The following is a 21047-nucleotide window of genomic DNA, read 5'->3' as shown; positions in this document are numbered from 1 at the left end:
CCCTCGCCACCGACCGGAATATTTCTTCAAGGAGTCTTTCTCCCGTGAACAGTTACGTAAAGACGGCGCTGGCCGTCGCAATGTCGGCGTGCACAGTGTCCATGGCCGTCGCGCAAGACAAGGTCATCAGTGTTGGCCTCAATGGTGATATCCGCAGCACCGACCCGGGCGTCAACCGCGACGACAATACCGACGCGGTGATGATGCATATCGTCGAAGGGCTGGTGGCGTATCGCGAAGACACCAGCATCGCGCCACTGCTTGCCAGTGCGGTGGACATATCGCCGGACGGCCTGCGCTACACCTTTACCCTGCGCGACGGGGTGCACTTTCAAAATGGCCAGTTGTTGACGGCCCGGGATGTGCAATGGACCTGGCAACGCTATCTGGACCCCAAGACCCAGTGGCGCTGCCTGGCGGAGTTCGATGGCCGCGGGGCGGCGAAAATTGTCGATGTGGCCACTCCCGACCCGAAAACCGTGGTGTTCCAACTGGACCAGGCCAACGGCTTGTTCCTGGCGGCAATGGCCCGCCCGGATTGCGCCGGCAGCGGCATTGTGCACCCGGACTCCCTGGCCGCCGATGGCAGTTGGCGCGCACCCATTGGCACCGGGCCGTTCAGTCTGGGCAAATGGCAGAAAGGCCAGTACGTCGAGCTGGATCGCTTCAAGGACTACAGCCCCCGTGCCGAGGCCGAGGCGGACGGTTACACCGGCAACAAGCAGGCGTTTGTCGACAAGGTGCGTTTCGAGGTGATCCCCGATTCGGCGTCGGCCAAGGCCGCGTTACTGTCGGGTGGCGTGGACCTGCTGCCGGATGTAACGGCAATGGACGCAGCACAGCTCAAGCAGGTCAAGAACCTGCAGATACAGGTCAGCCCGATCATGACCATCAGCGGCCTGCTGTTCCAGACCAATGACCCGCTGCTCAAGGACGTGCGTATTCGTCGAGCGGTGGCGCTGTCCCTGGATTACGCGCAGATGGTTGCGGCGTTGTCCGATGGTTTGTCGGTGGTCAACAACTCGGTAATCCCCACCGCCAGTCCCTATTACGACGCCACCGCCCACCAGGGTTACACCTACAACCTCGACGAGGCCCGGCGCCTGTTGAAAGAGGCGGGTTATGGCGGTGAAAAAATCCGCATGCTGGTCAATAAACGCTACCCGCAGATGTTCGACATGGGCTTGCTCAGCCAGGCCATGGCCCAGGCGGCGGGGCTGAATATCGAGATGGAGACGCTGGAGTGGGGCACGCAACTGGAGCGCTACCAGACCGGCAGCTACCAGATGATGTCGTTTTCATATTCCGGGCGCTTTGATGCTGCGCAAAGCTATGAGTCTGTCATCGGCGACAAGCAAAAGGAGCCGCGCAAAGTGTGGGACAACCCCCAGGCCCTGGCGATATTGCGCGACGCCCAGCGTGAGGTCGACCCCGCCAAACGCCAGCCACTGTTCGACAAGCTGCACAGCATGATGCTCACGGATGTGCCGCTGGTGGTCATCTACAACGGTACAGCCATCGGCGCCATGGGCAAGCGCGTTGAAGGTTACCGCTCCTGGCCCGTTGCCAAGCCGCGCCTGTGGGGCGTGAAGCTGGCCGACACTTCCAAGTAAGGCGTAGAGCTATGTTTCGATTCATATTGCACAGGCTCGGCATGGCAGTGCCGACCCTGTTGCTGATCTCGGTGATTGTATTTGCCTTGATCCGCCTGATTCCCGGCGACCCGGCATTGCTGATGCTCGGCGACATGGCCGACCCGCAAAGCCTGGCCGACATGCGCAGCAGCCTGGGTCTGGATCACTCGGTGGTGAGCCAGTACCTGATCTGGATCAAGTCGGTGCTCAGTGGTGATCTCGGGGTGTCCATCAGCAGTCGCCAGCCAGTGCTGGAGTTGCTGGTCGAGCGTTTCAGTGTCAGCGCCACGGTGGTGCTGGTTTCGGTGTTACTGGCAACCTTGCTCGCGGTGCCGGTGGGCTTGCTCGCGGCCTGGAAGCAAAACAGCGTGATGGACCTGGGCCTGGTGGCAACTGCGACCCTGCTGCTGTCGGTGCCCAGTTTCTGGCTGGGATTGCTGCTGCTGTATGTCTTCGGCATTCAGTTGGGCTGGCTGCCGGTGATCGGTTACGTCGGCTTCGCCAGCGACCCGCTGAAGGCTGTGACCTATGTGGTGCTGCCGATCATCACCCTGACCCTGGTGGAGTTCGGTGCCATTGCGCGGATGGCACGGGCCAGCACCATTGAAGTGCTACGCCTGGAGTACATCGCCCATGCCCGGGCCAAGGGCTTGTCCGAGAGTGCGGTGTTGTGGAGGCACGCCTTGCGTAATGCCTTTGCGCCGACCTGGACGCTGATCGGTCTGATTCTCGGCAATCTGCTGGGCGGCATTGCGGTACTGGAGACGGTGTTCACCTTGCCGGGGATCGGCCGGCTGATGGTGGATGCGATCTTCTCCCGCGACTATCCGGTGCTGCAGGGCTGCCTGCTGCTGATCACTTGCATCTACGTGTTGGTCAACCTGTTGGTGGATCTGCTGTATCCGTTGTTCGATCCAAGGGTGAAGCTATGAACCTCAAGACTCTTTCCTTGCCGGTAGAACCGGCTTGCCAGCCCCGGCGGCCCTGGCGTTACCCGCCGCTGAATGCATTGATCGGCGGCACCTTGCTCGCGGCATTGGTGGCACTGGCTCTGCTGGGTGTGGTGTGGACCCCGTACGACCCGCTGAAACTGGATCTGTTGTCGCGCCTGCAGCCGCCGAGCGCAGCGCATTGGCTGGGCACCGACGAATTCGGCCGTGATGTGTTCAGCCGCTTGATCATTGGTGCGCGTACCAGCCTGTGGATCAGCCTGCTTTCGGTAGCTGTAGCGGTTATCTGCGGCACGCTGATCGGCATGCTCGCCGGTTACCTGCGGGGCTGGACAGACCGCGTACTGATGATGCTCAACGATGCGTTGCTGGCATTTCCCGGCATTCTCATGGCCCTGGGCATCATGGCGATCGTCGGTGCCAGCCAGTACGGCATCGTGCTTGCCTTGGGCATCGCCTACACCCCCTCAGTGGTGCGCGTGGTGCGTGGTAGCGTGCTGTCGTTACGTGAACTGGAATTCATCGAGGCCTCGCGGGTGATCGGCAACTCGGAGCTGTACACCATGTTCCGGCACATCACCCCCAATTGTCTGGCGCCATTGTGTGTGCTGGCCACCAGCATGTTCGGCTGGGCCTTGCTCTCGGAGAGTGCGCTGAGCTTCCTTGGCCTCGGCGTGCCACCACCCGCTGCCACCTGGGGCAGCATGCTGTCGGCAAGCCGCACCTATATTTCCAGTGCGCCATGGCTGGGGATCTTCCCGGGCATCTTTATCAGCCTGACCTTGTTGGCTATCAATCTGTTCGGCGATGCCTTGCGTGATCGTCTCGACCCGCGCATGAGGACATGAGCATGAGCGCTCCAGTTACGTTACTGGCTGTTGAAAATCTACAGATTCGGGTCGGTGCAGACGGTCCGCTGGCCGTCGATGACTTCAGCTTCAACATGGCTCCCGGCGAGATCGTTGCGCTGGTGGGCGAGTCGGGCAGCGGCAAGACCATGGCCGCCCGCGCGGTCATTGGCTTGCTGCCGACGCCGATGCAGGTGTGCGGCGGGCGCATCACCTTTCAGGGCGAAGCGCTCAATACCGCTGATCCCAAGGGCATGCGCCAGGTACGGGGGGCACGGATCGGCATGGTATTCCAGGAACCCATGGTGTCGCTCAACCCGGCTCTGACCATAGGCCGGCAGATGAGTGAGGCGCTCAAGTTGCACACCACCCTGGACGCAGCCGCGATCCGCGAGCGCTGTATCGCGATGCTGCAACGTATCGGCATCAAGGACGCCGAGAAATGCCTGGCGTCCTACCCGCACCAGTTCTCCGGCGGCATGCGCCAACGCATCATGCTCGCGTCGGTGATGTTGTTGCGCCCGGCACTGCTGATCGCCGACGAGCCCACCACCGCGCTGGATTGCCTGGCACAGCTGGACGTGATCGAGCTGATGCTGGAACTGACCCGCGAGCAAGGCACCGCGATTCTGTTTATCAGCCACGACCTGTCCCTGGTGGCGCGTTATGCCCACAAGGTGGTGGTGATGCGCTCGGGCAAAGCCGTGGAGCAGGGCCGTATCGAAGACATCCTGTTTGCGCCCCGGGCCGACTACACCCGCCAGTTACTGGAGGCGTTGCCGCGCCGTGGCAAGCTGGTACCACTACCGGCCTCAGACCGCGCGCTGTTGCAGGTTCGCGATGTGTGTATCGAACATCCCGGCCCCCGCAGTTTCTGGGGCCGTAGCGTGCCAAAGCGCGTGGTGCATTCGGTGAACCTGAGCATCGCCCCGGGGGAGACCCTGGCGCTGGTCGGTGGGAGCGGTTCGGGCAAGACCACCCTGGGACGTGCGGTGGTCGGGCTGGTGACGCCCTGCGCCGGGGCGATCATGTTTCAAGGCGTGGATATCCTCAAGGCCGCCAACCGCGCGCATCGTCTGCAATGCCAGATGATTTTCCAGGACCCGTATTCATCCCTTGACCCGCGCATGACCGTCGGCCAGATCATCGCCGAGCCGCTGCGCCATGAGCCGGGGCTGAACCCTGCGCAAAAACGTCAGCGGGTCACCGATACGCTGGTGGACGTGGGCTTGCCCGAGCAGTTTCGTGAGCGCTTTGCCCATCAACTCTCCGGTGGGCAACGTCAGCGCGTGGCGATTGGCCGGGCGCTGGTCAGGCGGCCAAAACTGGTCATTGCCGATGAGCCGATTTCGGCGCTGGACATGACCATCCAGAAGCAGATCCTCGAACTGTTCGAGCGCTTGCAGCGCCAATATGGATTTGCCTGCCTGTTTATCTCCCACGACCTCTCGGCGGTGGAGCGCATCGCCCATCGCGTGGCGGTGATGAACCAGGGCGAGGTGGTTGAAATTGGCTCGCGGGACAGTATTTTCGACACCCCGCAACACCCCTATACCCGTCGGCTCCTCGCGGCGGCCAGCCCCCTGGAGAAACGTGCGGATGGCAGTTATCGCCTTCGCGCCAGTGTGATTTAGCGACTGCAGCACCCCAGGCCATGGCGTAGAACCCCAACCCTTCGCAAATCGATGATTTGCGAAGCGGGCGAAGCCATGGCCGAAGAAAACAAAAATAACCTTACTCAACCTGTCTGCCAGGAACCTACACATGAAGAACCGCATCAACCAAGTCGTTACCAGTGCCGGGGTCGTGGGCGCCAGTTTCATGCCCGTGTTTGCCCAGGCCGACTTCGTCTCCGACAGCAAAGCTGCACTTGAACTGAAGAACTATTACTTCAACCGCGACTACCGCGAATCCAGCGGGCAGAACAAGCGCGAGGAGTGGGCACAGGGATTTATCCTGAACCTTGAGTCGGGCTTCACCGAGGGCACCGTCGGTTTTGGTCTGGATGCAGTCGGCATGCTGGGCGTAAAGCTTGATTCCAGCCCGGACAATTCAGGCACAGGGCTGCTGGCGCGCTCGAGCGTGGCCGAGCCGGGCTCCCCCAGCTATGCCCGCCGCGCCCATGACAACTACTCCAAGCTCGGTATCACCGGCAAGGCGCGCCTGGCCCAAAGCGAGCTGCGGGTGGGCTACATGGTGCCCGACCTGCCGACCCTGCAGCCGAACCTCAGCCGTCTGTTCCCGCAGAGTTTCAGTGGTACGGCGCTGACCTCCAAAGACATCGACAACCTGACGTTGAGCGTGGGCCAGCTGGATCAGGTCAAGCAACGGGACTCGACTCACTACGAGGACATGGGGCTTACCAGCCAGTACGGCGCCTACAAAAGCAGCGCCAGGAGCGACGAGTTTCGCTACGCCGGCGGCGACTACAAGCTGACGCCGACCACCCTGGTCACCTACCAGTTTGCGCAACTGGAGAGCCTGTACCGACAGCATTACCTGGGTTTGAAAAACAGCTTCAAGTGGGGCCCCGGTACCTTCAAGACCGACATCCGTTACTTCAGTGCCAGTGAAGACGGCTCGGCGCTTGCCGGCAAAGTGGATAACCGTGCGTTGAGTACCCGGGTGGGCTACGGCCTCAATGGCCACAACCTCAGCGGCGGCTACCAGCAGCAGTACGGTGCGACACCCTTCACCTATGTTGACGGCAGCAACACCTACCTGTTCACCGAGTACCAACTGGCCAACTTCTCCCAGACCAACGAACGGGTGTGGCATGCCCGCTATGACTATGACTTTGCCGTACTGGGCGTACCGGGCCTGTTGTTCTCCACACGTTATGCCAAGGGCTTTGACGCCAAGGTCATCGGCTTCAACGGCGAAGGGCGCGAATGGGAGCGTGATTTAAGCCTGGGCTATGTGGTGCAGAGCGGCACCTTCAAGAACGTGTCGCTGCGTTGGCAGAACGCCAGCGCCACCAGCAACTTTGCCCGCGACACCAATGAGAATCGAGTGATCCTGGGTTACAGCCTGGCGCTCTGGTAGCGGTATCGGCGTGCGCCAGGGTGAGCCTGGCGCACGCCCAAGCAGTGGAATGAGGGGATAGATCAGATGACGAGTTTGCCGTTGCGGCGGGCATTGCCCGGCCAACAACGCGTGTCGGCGCGTGGCGTGAGTGATTTCATCGATGCGGTGAACGCTGCGGGCCTGGAGTTGCACAGTTTCATGCTGTATCGCGACGGCGCGGTGGTGGCCGAAGCGTTTTGGGCGCCTTACCGTGCAGACCGGCTGCACGTTCAACATTCGGCAACCAAGAGCTGGGTGTCCATGGCCATCGGGCTGTTGGTGGATGACGGCGTGCTGTCGCTGGACGCCAAAGTAGTGGATTTTTTTCCCGGCCAATGCCCGACCCCCATCAGCCAACACCTGGCGGCCATGACCGTGCGCGATTTGCTGACCATGCGCACCGGCCATCGTCAGGGGATTTCCGGCGGGGCCTGGCGCGGGCGCAGTGAAAGCTGGGTCAGATTGTTCCTCAATGAGCCGGTCGAAGACCCGCCAGGACAGCGCTTCATCTACAGCAGCGCGTCGAGTTTCATGCTCTCGGCCATTGTCAGTGTCGTCAGCGGCCAGACCGCCTTTGAACTGTGCAACGCACGTATCTTCCAGCCCATGGGCATGGGCCGTATCGAGTGGGATCTGGCGCCTGGCGGTTACAACACCGGCGGTAACGGCTTGAGTTGCAGTACCGAGGATTTGCTCAAGTTCGGTGTACTGCACTTGCAGCAAGGAAGCTGGGAAGGGCAGCAACTGCTGTCCCGCGAGTGGGTGGCCGAGGCCACGCGCGGGCATGTCGAGGATGTGTGGATGGGCGCCTTCGATGGCAAGCGCTACCTGGGCCGCGACGAGTCCGGCGCCGCCGGTATCACTCGCCGCGAGGGGTACGGCTATCAGTGGTGGATGACCCTGCACGGTGGCTATTACGCCTCCGGGGTATTTGGCCAGCAGTGCATTGTGTTGCCACAGCAGAACGCGGTGATTGCATTTACTGCCGGGCTGCCATTGGGCGAACGGCGTTTGCACAGCCTGCTCTGGGAGCATCTGTTGCCTGCGCTGGACGGGCCGGCCGACAGCGCGGCTGACCCGCAGCTGGCGGCACTCTTGGCCCGCCAGCAGCGGCCGTCTCTGTCCGGTGTATCGACTTCGTCGCGCCAGGCCGGGTTCAGCGGCACATTCGAGATGCAGGCCAATGAAGATCAGGTCAGCCAGGTGCGGCTGGTGTTCGGTGATGGCTACTGCGACTTCTACCTCACCGACCCCCGCGGCAGCCACTGCATCCGCGCCGGGTTTACCGACGCCATCGAAAGCCGGACCAGCATGACCGGCCACTATCTGCATCACCAATACCAGCCGGACATGACCCCGGTGGTGGCGCAAGCGGTCTGGACCGCAGACGGGGCGCTGAGCATGAGCTGGCAATTTGTCGAAACGGCATTTTGTGACCGCGTCACCTGCCGGCTTGAGCACGGCACCTTGTCTGTGGACCGCAGCGTCAATGTTAACGCAGGTCCGTTACAGCGCCCGACGCTGACTGGCCATCCCGCAACAGTATTTCAGGAGTCACCATGAACGATTTTTGCAAACAGCCAGAGACTGCCAGCGGCGCGTTCTGGGCGCCGTTTACCCCGATGCGCCAGTTCCAGCAACAACCGATGATGTTCACCAGCGCCGAGGGTATGTACTACACCACCAGCGATGGCCGCCGTGTGCTGGATGCAATGGCCGGGCTGTGGTGTGTGAATGCCGGGCATGGCCAGGCAAAAATTGTCGAAGCCATTCGCGAGGCCGCGGGGCGCCTGGACTTTGTCTCGTCATTCAAGATGAGTCACCCCCACGCCCTGGAGATGGCCGAGCGCCTGATCGAAATCAGCCCGGCAGGCATGGAGCACGTGTTCTTCACCAACTCGGGTTCCGAAGCCGTAGACACCGCGTTGAAGATCGCACGGGGCTATCACCAGGCCCGGGGCGAAAGCCGCCGCACCAAGTTTATCGGGCGTGCCAAGGGCTACCACGGTATGGGTTTCGGTGGCCTTTCGGTATCGGGTATCGGCCGCCAGAAGCGTGACTTTGGGCCTTTGCTGGGGGAGGTGTCACACCTGCCGCTGCCCTACGACGCGGGCATGCGTTTCAGCGCGGGGCTCGCGCAACAGGGCGAGAGTTACGCTGATGCACTGACTCAGTTGCTGGATATCCAGGATCCGAGCACCGTGGCCGCTGTCATCGTCGAACCGGTTACAGGCTCGGGCGGCGTCTATCCACCGCCCCAGGGCTATTTGCAGCGCTTGCGCGAGATCTGCACCCGCCACGGTGTGCTGCTGATATTCGATGAAGTGATTACCGGCTTTGGCCGCGTAGGTGCCAGCTTTGCCGCCCAGGCTTTCGGCGTGACGCCGGACCTGATCACCACGGCCAAAGGTCTGACCAACGGCGCCGTACCTATGGGGGGCGTGCTGGTCAGCGGTGCGGTGTACGAAGCATTCATGGCCGGGCCGGCGAACGTCATCGAGCTGATGCACGGCTACACCTATTCGGCGCATCCGCTGGCGTGTGCGGCCGGGCTGGCGACCATCGAGGTGCACCGCGAATTGGGCATCAACGAGCACGTTAACGCGGTCAGCGGCCTCTGGCAGTCTGCTGCGCTGGCGCTGCAGGGCGTTGGCCCGGTACTGGATGTACGCGCCATCGGCTTGCTCTGCGCCGTCGAACTTGAGCCACGCCCCGGTGCCGCCGGCGCACGCGGCAGCGAGGTTGCGCAGTGGTGCTTTGAACAGGGCGTGCTGGTACGCGGCTCGGGCGACACCATCGTGATCTCGCCGCCGCTGGTGATCAGCCCGCAGGAGATTGCCCAGGTGTTTGACACCTTGGCGGGTGCTTTGAATCAGGTGGCCTGAGGGGCGTCGACAACATGTCCGATTTGTTTGAGTTCTATATTGACGGCGCCTGGGTCAAACCCCACGGCGAAAGCGTGGAAGCGGTGGTGAACCCGTCCACCGAACAGGTGATCGCGCGCATCATCCTGGGTAACGGGCAGGATGTGGACCGTGCAGTCCGCGCGGCCCGCCAGGCGTTTCCTGGATTCGCCGGCAGTTCCCTTGAAGCGCGCATGGAACTGCTGCACAGCATCATCGAAGCCTACAAGCGCCACAGCGAGGCTTTAATCGAAGCGGTGCACCTGGAGATGGGCGCGCCGCTGTCCCTGGCGCGCAATGCCCATGTGCCGGCGGGCCTGGGCCATCTGCTGCAGGCGCTGGAGGTGTTGCGCGAGTACCGTTTCGAACGTCGCCTGGGCAGTTCGCTGGTGGTGCGAGAGCCAATCGGCGTGTGTGCACTGATCACGCCCTGGAACTGGCCGCTCAATCAGCTCACCTGCAAGCTTGCGCCCGCCCTGGCGGTGGGCTGCACCCTGGTACTCAAACCGAGTGAGCGCGCGCCGTTGTCGGCGCATATCCTCGCTCAGGTACTGCATGAGGCTGGCGTGCCCAAAGGCGTATTCAACCTGGTCCACGGCGACGGCCCTGGGGTGGGAGCCGCACTGGCCCGCCATGTTGACGTGGATATGGTGTCCTTTACCGGCTCGACCCGCGCCGGTATCGCTGTGGCCAAAATGGCCGCCGATACGGTCAAGCGTGTATCCCAGGAGCTGGGCGGCAAATCCGCGAATATCCTGCTCGACGATGCCGACCTGCCGAGTGCGGTGCGCCACGGCGTGCTGGGCTGTATGCGCAACAGTGGCCAGTCGTGCAATGCTCCGACGCGCTTGCTGGTGCCTCGTGAGCAGCAACAGGCGGTGATTGAGATCGCCCGGCAAGTGCTGGCGCAGGTGTGCTTTGACGACAGTAACCCGGCCACGGTCATAGGCCCGGTGGCTAATGCCATGCAGTTTGATCGGGTACAGGCCATGATTGCGCAGGCCATTGCCGACGGGTCGCGGTTAATTGCCGGGGGGCCGGGGCGACCGCCATGGATAGAGCGCGGCTACTATGTGCAACCGACGGTATTTGCCGACGTCACCCCGGACATGCTGGTGGCCCGTGAAGAAATCTTCGGCCCGGTGCTGGCGATCATGCCGTACGACAGCGAAGCCGAGGCCATCGCCATCGCAAACGACAGCCCCTATGGATTGTCGGGTTACGTCACTTCGGCAAGCCTGGAGCGCAGTCGCAAGGTTGCCCGCCAACTGCGCACCGGCATGGTCCACCTCAACGGCGCACGGGCCGACCAGGCCGCGCCTTTTGGCGGCTACAAACAGTCGGGTAACGGCCGTGAGTGGGGTGAGTCGGGGTTTGACGAATACCTGGAGAGCAAGTCGCTGTTCGGCTATTAGCTGCAGGTCAGGTCAGACCGCGTGTCCATCGGCAGTTGGAGGCCTGCTTTTCATTTGCAGGGCAAGTGCGCCGATGGCCACACCTGCCGCAGCGGCGCCTGCTATGGGGATATAGGCGAGCCCGAAATGGGTAATCACCCAGCCTGCACCTATGCCTCCCAACGCCGTTCCGAGGTTGAACGACGCAATATTAAGCCCTGAAGCCACTGCACTGGACTGCGGAGTGTAGTGATGTGCCAGGCGCAGCATGCGCAGGGTCGACATGGTCACTATGGCAAAGAACACCACTCCCAATAGCCCCACCAGCGTTAACGTGGCGATCATCGAATCGCCCCAGAGGTACAACCCCGACAGATTAAGCATCAATGCCGTCAACCCGCCGAGCAAACATCGATCGGCGTCGAAGGCATCCACGAGATAGCCCCCCAGCAAATTGCCGAGAATGGAGCAGATACCGAACACCAGCATCGCCAGGCTCAGAACCTGCGGCGGGACACGGGTGATGTCCAGCAGGAACGGCGATACGAAGGTAAAGAATGAAAAAGTCGCCACGCTCACCAGCATCGCGATCGTGGCAGCCCCCAACAGTTCAGGGTGCAACAGGGCCGCGAGGCTTTGTTTCAGGTCTGTGGTGCGGGGACTTGCGCAACGGGGTTGCTGGCGCATCAGCAGCACCAGGCCCAGGGTGCTGATCAGGCCCAGGCCGCCGATGGCCAGGAACACCATGCGCCATGACCAGTAGCTGCCGAAGAAGGTGCCCAGAGGCACGCCAAAGGCGATTGAAAGGGTCAGGCCCATCCATACCAGCGATAGCGCTCGCCCTGCGCGCACCGGGTCGACCAGTTTGACCGCCGCGTTGGAGGCCACGGCCATGAATACCCCATGTGCGAGGCCGATGATGAAACGCACGCCATGCAAGGTCAGTACATCGGGCGCCAGACTGATGGCCACGCTGCCGGCGGCAAGCACGCCGAGGGTCAGCAACAAGACGGTTTTGTCGCGCCAGTTGGCCAACAGGGCCGTGATGATCGGTGCGCCGATGGCGGCGCCCAAGGCATAGGCGGCGATGGCAGAGCCAACTTGGGAGATGGACTCATGCAAGTCCATCGAGATCGCCGACACCAGGCCGGCAACAACGAATTCGGACAGGCCGAAGGTAAAAGTACAGAGCGAAAAAATGTAGATGACGGCTGGCATAAAGACTCGGTTGTGGGGGAGGGGCGCAACCCGTTATTGCAAAGGTGGAGGGGATAGTGCGGCGCCAAGAGTGAGATGAGAAATACTTTAAAAGTCTCTGTTTAATACTATTGGCGGGGCTTGGTTGCTTTTTGATGGCGCGAGTATTGATCCGCGGTGAATGGCTGGTTTAGTTGTGATGTTCGGCGGGTTGGCGTATCACGGGGCGGCACGATCCTGAATAACAGGTCGATTACTCAAGTATCGGTTTTTCTCGCTGACAGCTGCAGGCGCTTGCCAATAGACGTGAAAGTAATTTGCTTTATCGGTCGGCTCGCCAATGTTCGCTGGAGCTTTTTAACGGGGGGCAAGTGAATCTCGGTTCATAACCATTATCTGCACCGTTGATGACGGCCGGGCCGCCAGGTTATTGATCCCGCGCACTGGCGTCGCGAGCTTGAACAGCCTGCTGGCACTCTAACTGACCCGGGCGGCCAGCATCCCCTCGACCCGGGGACCGGCGTTGAAGTCGAGCATGGAAATGAAGCTGTCCATCAACGGTGATTGGTTGTCGGTGTTCCAGCTCATATACAGGCCGATGGCCGGGTTGGGGGAGGCGGTCACGGAGTTGATCCGGCGGAACAGGACCTTGTCGCGCATGATTGAGCCGGCAATCGACTCAGGCACCAGGGCAACCCCGAAACCGCAGGCCACCAAGCCGATCAAGGTCTGGATCTGCGCAGCCTCCTGCACCACCCTGGGGTAAAAACCGGCGGCTTCACACAAGGCGATCAACTGACTGTGATAGCCGATGCCCAGGGCTTGGGGGGTGAATACGAAGTCTTCCCCGGCGAAATCCCTCAAGTCGATCCGACCTTCCTTCGCCTTCGGGTGATCGGCGGGCATCGCCATCACGATCTCTTCGTCCAGCAGCAGGCGCGACTCGACGTTTTGCGCCGAGATCGGCAACTTGCGCATGAAGGCAATATCCGCTTCTCCCGACACAATGGCCCTGGCCTGGCTGGAAGAAGGCATCTCCTTGATGATCAACTGGACTTTGGGGTAGGACTCGCGGAACTGGCGCAAGGTACTGAGCAGTGACTCGTAGTAGGCGATCGACAACGCAGTCACCGTGAGTTTGCCGGCAATGCCCTGGGACACCTGGCGGGCGTGTTCGATGCCCAGTTCCAGCTCCTTCAACGTGCTGTAGGCAGTGTTCAGGAATGCATCGCCAGCCGGGGTCAGCTTGACCCCGCGTTTATTGCGCGTGAACAGACTGAACCCCAGTTTGTCTTCCAGCCGGTTGATGGCCTGGCTCAACGGGGGCTGGGCCATATGCAGGCGAATGGCCGCCTTGTTGAAATTCAGCTCTTCAGCCACGGCGATGAATTGGCGTAGCAGGCGGGTTTCGATCATTTCTTCTGTTCCTTCATTGAACTGATCTGTGGGCTGGGTGCGGCAATGGTAGCGGTAAACAGGCGCTCGACTAAGGCATAAACATCGCCAAGTTGTAGGTTTGATCCAAAAACGTGCAAGCGCTGTCGAGCAGGCCTGAATGCCGTGGGCACGTTTGCGTATGGGCCTTGGGATAAATAATCGTCAGGGGATCATTTGGATTGAACATCAGCTTGATAGGCCGCATGTATCAACTTGCGTCGCCGTTAGTATTAAACAATGTGCATATACATTGTCAGGCTGAGGCAGCACCCAAGAGCAAACCGATATCTTGACTCACAACATCGGTTGGGTCGGTTATCAAGCAATTGAAGAGGCCGACCCAACAACTGGAAGTGAATGGAGCTCCATGGTTGGTGGAAAGGCATAAATGATCAGATAACAGTCTGTCCGACGACACCTACAGACTCTCAGGGTCGCCAAAGAACATCTGAATTCGCGAGCGCAACCAGCGCTCCCCGGGGTCGTTGTCCTGGGCGCCGCGCCATGCCATGTGCAATTCAAAGGCCGGGGTGTCCAGCGGCGGGTCTTCGGCGCGAACGCCGCCGGCGGCGGTCAGGGCTTCGGCGGTGTAATCCGGCACGGTGGCGATGATGTCGGTGCCGGCGAGCAGGGTGCTCAGGCCATTGAACTGCGGTACGGCCAGCACGACGTGGCGCTTGCGGCCCATTTTTTCCAGCTCGGTGTCCATGAAGCCGCTGAGGTCGCCGGCAAATGAAACCAGGGCATGGGGCCGGGCACAGAAGTCATCCAGGCTTAACGGGCCGGGCACTGTGTCTGCGCGCAACAGTTTGGGCTTGCTGCGGCGCAATACCTTGCGCTTGGCATTGGCCGGCAGGTCGCTGGTATAGCTGACACCCACGGAAATTTCACCGGAGGCCAGCAGCGGCGGCATCAGGATGTAGTTGACCCGGCGCACCACCAGCACGATCCCCGGCGCTTCTGCCCGCAAGCGCTTGAGCAGCATGGGCAGCAGCGCAAATTCCACATCATCTGACAGGCCAATCCGGAATACCGAGGTGCTGGTGGCCGGGTTGAATTCCGAGGCGCGGCTCACGGCCGTGGAAATTGAATCCAGGGCCGGAGACAGCAGGGCAAAAATCTCGATCGCCCGGGCCGTAGGCTCCATGCTGCGCCCGGTGCGCACAAACAAAGGGTCGTCGAACAGGTTGCGCAGGCGTGAAAGTGCCGCACTGATTGCCGGTTGCCCCAGAAACAGTTTCTCGGCGGCGCGGGTCACACTGCGCTCATGCATCAGGGTTTCGAAGACGATCAGCAAATTCAGATCGACGCGACGCAAGTCGTTACGGTTCATCTGGCAGGCTTCACAGGCGGTTCAACGGTGAGGTAGGTAACGGATCTTACTGGCAAAACTCGTAAATCGACACACGGTAGATTGGCTTTCTGCGTTTTTACTGGCCGCAGTGCTGTTTGCCAGCGGACAAAATGCCTGCGGATCAATGTCAGGCATGTCGACTATTAATGCTGTCTGTTAGTCTTGCGCACAAAGCCCGGATAAAGTCCGTGGCATTAGCGATTAATTAGGCGAGGTTTGTAATGTCGCGCACGATCCGTTTTCACAAGTTTGGCCCGGCCGAGGTACTCACGTGCGAAGAGCACGAGGTCGCTGCGCCTGCGGCCGGGGAAGTGCAGGTGCGTGTCCAGGCTATTGGTATCAGCTGGTATGACGTGCTCTGGCGGCAGAACCTGGCCCCGAGCCAGGCCCGCTTGCCTGCAGGTATCGGCCATGAGATGGCCGGTATTGTCACTGCCGTAGGTGCCGGTGTGGAGGATCTGGCGGTGGGTGACAAGGTCGCCAGCTTTCCCGGCCAGAGTGCCAACGACTATCCCACCTATGGCGAGCTGATCGTGATGCCGCGTTCGGCCCTCACTCGCTACCCGGATGTCCTGACCCCGGTTGAGGCCAGTGTGCATTACACGCCTTTGCTGATCGCCTACTTTGCCTATGTCGATCTGGCGCGGGTCAAGCCCGGCCAGACCGTGCTGATCACCGATGCCAGCCACTGCGCAGGGCCTTCGTTCGTGCAGCTGGGCAAGGCGTTGGGGGTCAAGGTCATTGCGGCGACCCGGGATGCTGCAGAGCGTGAAGGTTTGCTGGCCCTGGGTGCAGACAAGGTCATAGTCACCGAGGAGCAGGACTTGCTGATGCAAATCAACAAGATCACTGACAACAAAGGGGTCGACGTTGTACTTGACGGCCTTGGCGGCCCGCAGATGTCGGTGCTGGGTGATGTGCTGGCCCCCCGGGGCAGTCTGGTGCTGTATGGCCTGCAGGGCGGCAACAACACCCCGTTCCCGGCCTGTGCGGCGTTCCAGAAGAACATCCAGTTCTTTGTTCACTGTATCGGTAACTTCACCGGCAAGCCGGAGCTGGGCATTGCCCAGGATGAAGAAGCCATGCAACGGGCGCTGCGCGAGATCAACCAGTTGACCGCCGACCGGGTGCTGTTGCCACTGGAAGTGCGGGTGTTCCCCTTTGAAGAGTTCGTAGAGGCCCATCGCTACATGGACGATTGCCCGTGCCGTGGGCGGGTCGCCTTGCAACTGACCGACGCCTGAAACTGCCAACGCCCCCCAGTGCAAGGCTAAGGGGCGTTGATTTCACCCCGTAGTCTGCATCGCTGGCAAGCCAAGCTCCCACAGGGAGAGTCGACCGGGTTGAGTCTGTAGGAGCGGGCTTGCCCGCGATGCGGGATCGGACGCAGCACCCGGTGATCGGCATCGCTGGCAAGCCAGACTCCCACAGGGAGAATCGACCGGGTTGACTCTGTAGGAGCGGGCTTGCCCGCGATGCGGGGTCGGACGCAGAACCCCGTGGTCAGCATCGCTGGCAAGCCAGACTCCCACAGGGAGAATCGACCGGGTTGAGTCTGTAGGAGCGGGCTTGCCCGCGATGCGGGGTCAGACGCAGCACCCGGTGGTCAGCATTGCTGGCAAGCCAGACTCCCACAGGGAGAGTTGACCGGGTTGAGTCTGTAGGAGCGGGCTTGCCCGCGATGCGGGGTCAGACGCAGCACCCGGTGGTCAGCATCGCTGGCAAGCCAGACTCCCACAGGGAGAGTTGACCGGGTTGAGTCTGCAGGAGCAGGCTTGCCCGCGGTGCGGGGTCGGACGCAGCACCCCGTGATCGGCATCGCTGGCAAGTCAGACTCCCACAGGGAGAATTGACCGGGTTGAGTCTGTAGGAGCAGGCTTGCCCGCGATGCGGGGTCAGACGCAGCACAAGGTGGTCAGCATCGCTGGCAAGTCAGACCCCGACTGGGAGAATCGACCAGGTTGAGTCTGCAGGAGCGGGCTTGCCCGCGATGGGGGGGCGGACGCAGCACCCCGTGATCGGCATCGCTGGCAAGTCAGACTCCCACAGGGAGAATTGACCGGGTTGAGTCTGTAGGAGCAGGCTGCCCGCGATGCGGGGTCAGACGCAGCACAAGGTGGTCAGCATCGCTGGCAAGTCAGACCCCCACTGGGAGAATCGACCAGGTTGAATCTGTAGGAGCGGGCTTGCCCGCGATGCGGGGTCGGACGCAACATCTGCGTCAGCGCCCACTGATTTTTCATTAACAACCCGCACCACTCATCCAATAGGGTTTGCCAGAGCACCGGGCAAACTGATATCTGTACGCATATCCAGTATTCGACACCAGTGGTTTGTCCTGCCCGTGATTTCCGATCCTCTTGAAGATCCGCTTTATTACCTGAAGAATTTCCAGCACGTGCTCGGCTGGATCGCGACCCGCTACAGCGATGTCCTCAGTACCGAAGAGCAGCAATTCATCGCCGGTTTTGCCCTGTTGCCCAATGCCTCCCAGGCGCTCTGGGTGCGCATGATCATGCGCAAGGGGCAGCACTTTCGCGCAAGCAAGCTCGACTACCCGGAAATCGGTGATTGCGCGCAGGCGGCTGCGCCTCTGCTGGCTCTGGGCTGGCTGGATGATCAGGCGCCCCTGGCCCTGGCCGAGGTGTTTGAAGTGCTGACCAAGCCGGAAATCCAGGCACGGTTCAGCGCCCATCTCACCCGGCCCAAGGGTAAAAAAACCGATTGGCTGCAGGACCTGGCCGGCGATTTTCCGCAAATACAGAGCCTGTGTGCATGGCACCCCACGCTGCAAGAACCCCTCTACAGCCTCGGCAACCGGGCGCTGGGGGATCGCCTGCGGCTGATGTTCTTTGGCAATCTCAGTCAGGGCTGGTCAGATCTGGTGTTGGCCGATCTGGGTCTGTTCACCTACGAAAAGGTTGATATCAGCCCCGAGTCACGGGCCTTGCGCTGCCGGGCCGATATTGACGGTTATCTGCATCTTTATGCTTGTCGCGAACAGTTTGAAAGTGCTGGCGATGTGAGTGCCGTGCTGCCAGCGGTGCTGGACTACGTGGCAGATAACCCCTGGCTGCAACGACGCAGGGCGCGCTTGCTGTTCCAGTTCGGCCAGCACCACGAACGGGCAGGGGAGCTGGCCCGGGCACTGGAGGTTTACCAGCACTGCGGGCACCCCGAGGCGCGCCTGCGCATGATCCGGGTACTTGAATTGCTGGAGCAATACCCGCAGGCCATGACTCTGGCAGACGCTGCGCAAGGTGCGCCGTTCAACGACGCCGAGCATCAGCAATTGCAGCGCATGCTCCCGCGGCTGCGACGCAAGCTCGGACTGCCGGCGCTGGTGCGAACCAAACCCAGCCCCCCTGAACGGTTGGACCTGAGCCTGGAGCGCCTTGAGGCAACCTCGGTCGAGTTCATGGTGGTGGCACATCTGCACACGCCGGACGAGCCCGTGCATTACGTTGAAAACACCTTGATCAACGGGCTGTTTGGCCTGTTGTGCTGGCCGGCCATTTTTGCACCGCTGCCCGGGGCATTTTTTCACCCGTACCAAAGCGGCCCGGCTGATTTGCTGGAGCAAGACTTCTACCTGCGCCGGGCCGAGCTGTTCGAGGCCTGTCTGGCGCAGCTGGACAGTGGCCAGTACCTGAAGACTGTCCGCGATGCATATAGCGCCAAGTTCGGTGTGCAATCACCCTTTGTGGCCTGGAACTATCTGAGCGAGGCGCTGCTGGAAGACGCACTGACCTGCCTGCCGCCCGCCCACTTGAAGGTCTGGTTCCTGCGCCTGCTGCAGGACATCAAGGCCAACCGCTCGGGCATGCCGGACTTGATCCAGTTTTGCCCGGCGCAAAAAACCTACCGCATGATCGAGGTCAAAGGCCCGGGTGACCGTTTGCAGGACAACCAGCTGCGCTGGCTGGACCTGTGCGAGCAACATCAAATGCCCGTCACCGTCTGTTACGTGCAATGGCAGGACCCGGGCCCTTGAACTATCGGGTGGCAGTCCGTGCCCTGTGCGAGTTCACAGTCAAGGTCGGCGATCTGGACTTGCGCTTCACCCCGTCACCCACGGCCCAGCAGGGAATTGCCGGGCATCGCACCGTCGCATCCCGACGCAGTGCCGGGTACCAGGCCGAGTTGAGCCTGGAGGGGCAGTTCGGCGCATTGACCGTACGCGGCAGGGCGGACGGCTATGACCCGTCGGGTAATGTGCTGGAGGAAGTCAAAACCTATCGCGGCGATTTCACGGCGATACCGGCCAATCACCGTCAATTGCACTGGGCCCAGTGCCGGGTTTACGGCTGGTTGCTCTGTCAGAGCCTGCAGTTGCCCGAGGTCAATCTGGCACTGGTGTATTTCGATATCGTCAGCGAGCAGGAAACCCGGCTCCAGGAAACCTGGAGCGCCGAGCGGCTGCAGGACTTTTTCAATCAGCAATGCAGGTTGTTTTTGACCTGGGCCGATCAGGAAATGGCCCATCGTGAAGCGCGGGATGCGGCGGCCCGCAGCCTGGCGTTCCCTCATCCACAGTTTCGTACCGGGCAAAGGGCTCTGGCCGAAGCGGTGTACAAGACCGCCAGTGGCGGGCGCTGCCTGATGGCCCAGGCGCCCACCGGCATTGGTAAAACCATCGGTACGCTATTCCCCTTGGTCAAGGCCATGCCGGCCCGGGAACTGGACAAATTGCTGTTTCTGACGGCCAAGACCCCCGGGCGCAAGCTGGCTCTGGATGCCGCTCAGGTGCTTTATCCGCGAGCTGCCACCCCGGCGCTACGGGTTTTGGAACTGGTGGCCCGGGACAAGGCCTGTGAATACCCGCAGAACGCCTGCAATGGTGAATCCTGCCCGTTGGCCAAGGGTTTTTATGACCGCTTGCCGGCAGCGCGGCTGGCGGCTGTCGCACAGTCGCCGCTGGACCAGCAGACCCTGCGCGAGGTGGCCCTGGCGCATCAGGTCTGCCCGTATTACCTGAGCCAGGAAATGGCACGCTGGGCCGACCTGATCATTGCCGATTACAACTACTACTTCGATTTCACGGCCTTGCTTTATGGCCTGGCCCAGGCCAACCAGTGGCGGGTCGCGACCCTGGTGGACGAGGCGCACAACCTGGTGGAGCGCGGGCGCCAGATGTACAGCGCCAGTCTGCACCAGCAAACCCTCAATAGCGTGCGCCAGGATGCCCCGCCAGCGCTGGACAAGGTATTCAAGCGCCTCAATCGGGAATGGAATGCCCTGCACAAAGACCAGCCAGGGCCTTATCAGGTGCACGGGCAATTGCCGGCTAAATGGCTCAATGCCTTGTCCGGCTGCATCACCGCCATTGGTGACTACCTTAACGATCACCCCCAGGGGCTGAGTGGAAAACTGCAAGGCTTCTACTTTGAAGCCCTGCAATTCAACCGGGTGGCGGAGTTGTTTGATGCACATTTCCTGTTCGACGTGAGCCTGGTTGAAGGCGGCAAAAAACGCCTGTCACAACTCAACCTGCGCAATATTGTGCCGGCGCTCTTTATCGGCCCGCGACTGGCCAGTGCGCAGAGCAATGTGCTGTTTTCCGCCACCCTCAGCCCGCGGACCTATTACACCCACTTGTTGGGGCTGCCCACTGATGCGGTGTGGATCGATGTGGAATCGCCGTTTCAGGCCCGGCAACTGGCGGTACAGGTAGTCAGCCGGATATCCACCCGCTTTGTGCATCGCCAGGCCTCGCTGGAGCCCATCGTGGAGCTGATCTGCGGGCAATTCACCCGGCGCCCCGGCAACTATCTGGCCTTTTTCAGCAGCTTTGATTACCTGCAACAGGTGGCCGGCTTGCTCGCCGAGCGCTATCCGCACATTGCCCAGTGGTCCCAGGCTCGGGGCATGGATGAAGCAGCGCGCCAGGGGTTTCTCGATCAATTCACGCTCTCGGGGCAGGGCATTGGCTTTGCGGTGCTGGGCGGGGCGTTTGGCGAAGGCATCGATTTACCCGGTGCACGGTTGATCGGTGCCTTTGTCGCGACCCTGGGGCTGGCGCAGTTGAACCCGGTCAACGAGCAGATCAAGCAGCGCATGGGTGCCCTGTTCGGTGCCGGGTATGACTACACCTACCTGTATCCGGGGGTGCAAAAAGTGGTGCAGGCGGCAGGGCGGGTGATTCGCACCCAGGATGATCAGGGCACGCTGTTTCTGATTGATGACCGGTTTGCCGAGCCCAAGGTGCAACAGCTGTTCCCGCGCTGGTGGCAGTTGGGTTGAGAGCGCAACCTTGTGGCACAC

At 61.4% G+C, this 21047-nt stretch carries 14 protein-coding genes; 11 read left to right on the top strand and 3 right to left on the bottom strand.

Annotated features, from left to right (window positions below):
- Window positions 1-44 precede the first annotated feature (44 nt).
- The 8 genes from JQ845_RS06005 to JQ845_RS05970 all read left to right on the top strand — a co-directional run bounded on the left by JQ845_RS06005 (window position 45) and on the right by JQ845_RS05970 (window position 10816).
- Entirely contained in the window at window positions 45-1613 is a 1569-nt protein-coding gene (locus JQ845_RS06005; protein ID WP_003445254.1) for an ABC transporter substrate-binding protein, read from the top strand.
- Window positions 1614-1624: 11 nt separating this feature from the next.
- The gene (locus JQ845_RS06000) at window positions 1625-2566 is read left to right on the top strand and encodes an ABC transporter permease (protein WP_003445255.1); all 942 of its coding nucleotides are present in this window, start codon (window positions 1625-1627) and stop codon (window positions 2564-2566) included.
- A complete protein-coding gene (locus JQ845_RS05995; protein WP_203008749.1) occupies window positions 2563-3432 on the top strand; it encodes an ABC transporter permease in 870 nt (289 codons plus the stop codon). The genes JQ845_RS06000 and JQ845_RS05995 overlap by 4 nt, the downstream gene beginning before the upstream one ends.
- A gap of 2 nt (window positions 3433-3434) precedes the next feature.
- Complete coding sequence (locus JQ845_RS05990) at window positions 3435-5066, top strand: ABC transporter ATP-binding protein (RefSeq protein WP_203008748.1); 1632 nt, start codon at window positions 3435-3437, stop codon at window positions 5064-5066.
- A 130-nt stretch (window positions 5067-5196) separates the two neighbouring features.
- The gene (locus tag JQ845_RS05985; RefSeq protein WP_010656587.1) at window positions 5197-6477 is read left to right on the top strand and encodes an OprD family porin; all 1281 of its coding nucleotides are present in this window, start codon (window positions 5197-5199) and stop codon (window positions 6475-6477) included.
- Window positions 6478-6543: 66 nt separating this feature from the next.
- The gene (locus tag JQ845_RS05980) at window positions 6544-8061 is read left to right on the top strand and encodes a serine hydrolase domain-containing protein (RefSeq protein WP_203008747.1); all 1518 of its coding nucleotides are present in this window, start codon (window positions 6544-6546) and stop codon (window positions 8059-8061) included.
- The gene (gene aptA / locus JQ845_RS05975) at window positions 8058-9383 is read left to right on the top strand and encodes an omega-aminotransferase AptA (RefSeq protein WP_010656585.1); all 1326 of its coding nucleotides are present in this window, start codon (window positions 8058-8060) and stop codon (window positions 9381-9383) included. The genes JQ845_RS05980 and aptA overlap by 4 nt, the downstream gene beginning before the upstream one ends.
- Before the next feature lie 14 nt (window positions 9384-9397).
- Window positions 9398-10816, top strand: a complete 1419-nt coding sequence (locus tag JQ845_RS05970) for an aldehyde dehydrogenase family protein (protein ID WP_203008746.1) — start codon at window positions 9398-9400, stop codon at window positions 10814-10816.
- A gap of 12 nt (window positions 10817-10828) precedes the next feature.
- Here the strand turns inward: JQ845_RS05970 and JQ845_RS05965 are convergent, their stop codons facing one another.
- The 3 genes from JQ845_RS05965 to JQ845_RS05955 form a co-directional block, all read right to left on the bottom strand.
- Complete coding sequence (locus JQ845_RS05965) at window positions 10829-12013, bottom strand: MFS transporter (protein ID WP_203008745.1); 1185 nt, start codon at window positions 12011-12013, stop codon at window positions 10829-10831.
- Window positions 12014-12469: 456 nt separating this feature from the next.
- Window positions 12470-13408 carry a LysR family transcriptional regulator gene (locus JQ845_RS05960; protein WP_160627555.1) on the bottom strand — a complete coding sequence of 313 codons (939 nt, stop codon included), beginning with the start codon at window positions 13406-13408 and terminating at the stop codon, window positions 12470-12472.
- A gap of 439 nt (window positions 13409-13847) precedes the next feature.
- Complete coding sequence (locus tag JQ845_RS05955; protein WP_003445313.1) at window positions 13848-14762, bottom strand: LysR family transcriptional regulator; 915 nt, start codon at window positions 14760-14762, stop codon at window positions 13848-13850.
- Between the two features lie 242 nt (window positions 14763-15004).
- On the opposite strand from JQ845_RS05955, the gene JQ845_RS05950 reads away from it, so the two are divergent.
- From JQ845_RS05950 to JQ845_RS05940, 3 genes are all read left to right on the top strand, one after another.
- Window positions 15005-16027, top strand: coding sequence for a zinc-dependent alcohol dehydrogenase family protein (locus JQ845_RS05950; RefSeq protein ID WP_127195441.1), 1023 nt, complete (start codon window positions 15005-15007; stop codon window positions 16025-16027).
- Between the two features lie 1100 nt (window positions 16028-17127).
- Window positions 17128-18777: a VRR-NUC domain-containing protein gene (locus JQ845_RS05945; RefSeq protein ID WP_160627560.1), complete on the top strand. Its 1650-nt coding sequence runs from the start codon at window positions 17128-17130 to the stop codon at window positions 18775-18777.
- Complete coding sequence (locus JQ845_RS05940; protein ID WP_203008744.1) at window positions 18774-21026, top strand: ATP-dependent DNA helicase; 2253 nt, start codon at window positions 18774-18776, stop codon at window positions 21024-21026. Before JQ845_RS05945 ends, JQ845_RS05940 begins: the two co-directional genes overlap by 4 nt.
- Window positions 21027-21047 lie beyond the last annotated feature (21 nt).

Origin of the sequence: Pseudomonas paraversuta, assembly GCF_904063065.1 — a bacterium.
GTDB lineage: Bacteria > Pseudomonadota > Gammaproteobacteria > Pseudomonadales > Pseudomonadaceae > Aquipseudomonas > Aquipseudomonas paraversuta.
Note: the sequence above shows the minus strand (reverse complement) of the source record. Positions and strands in the feature narration are given on the sequence as shown.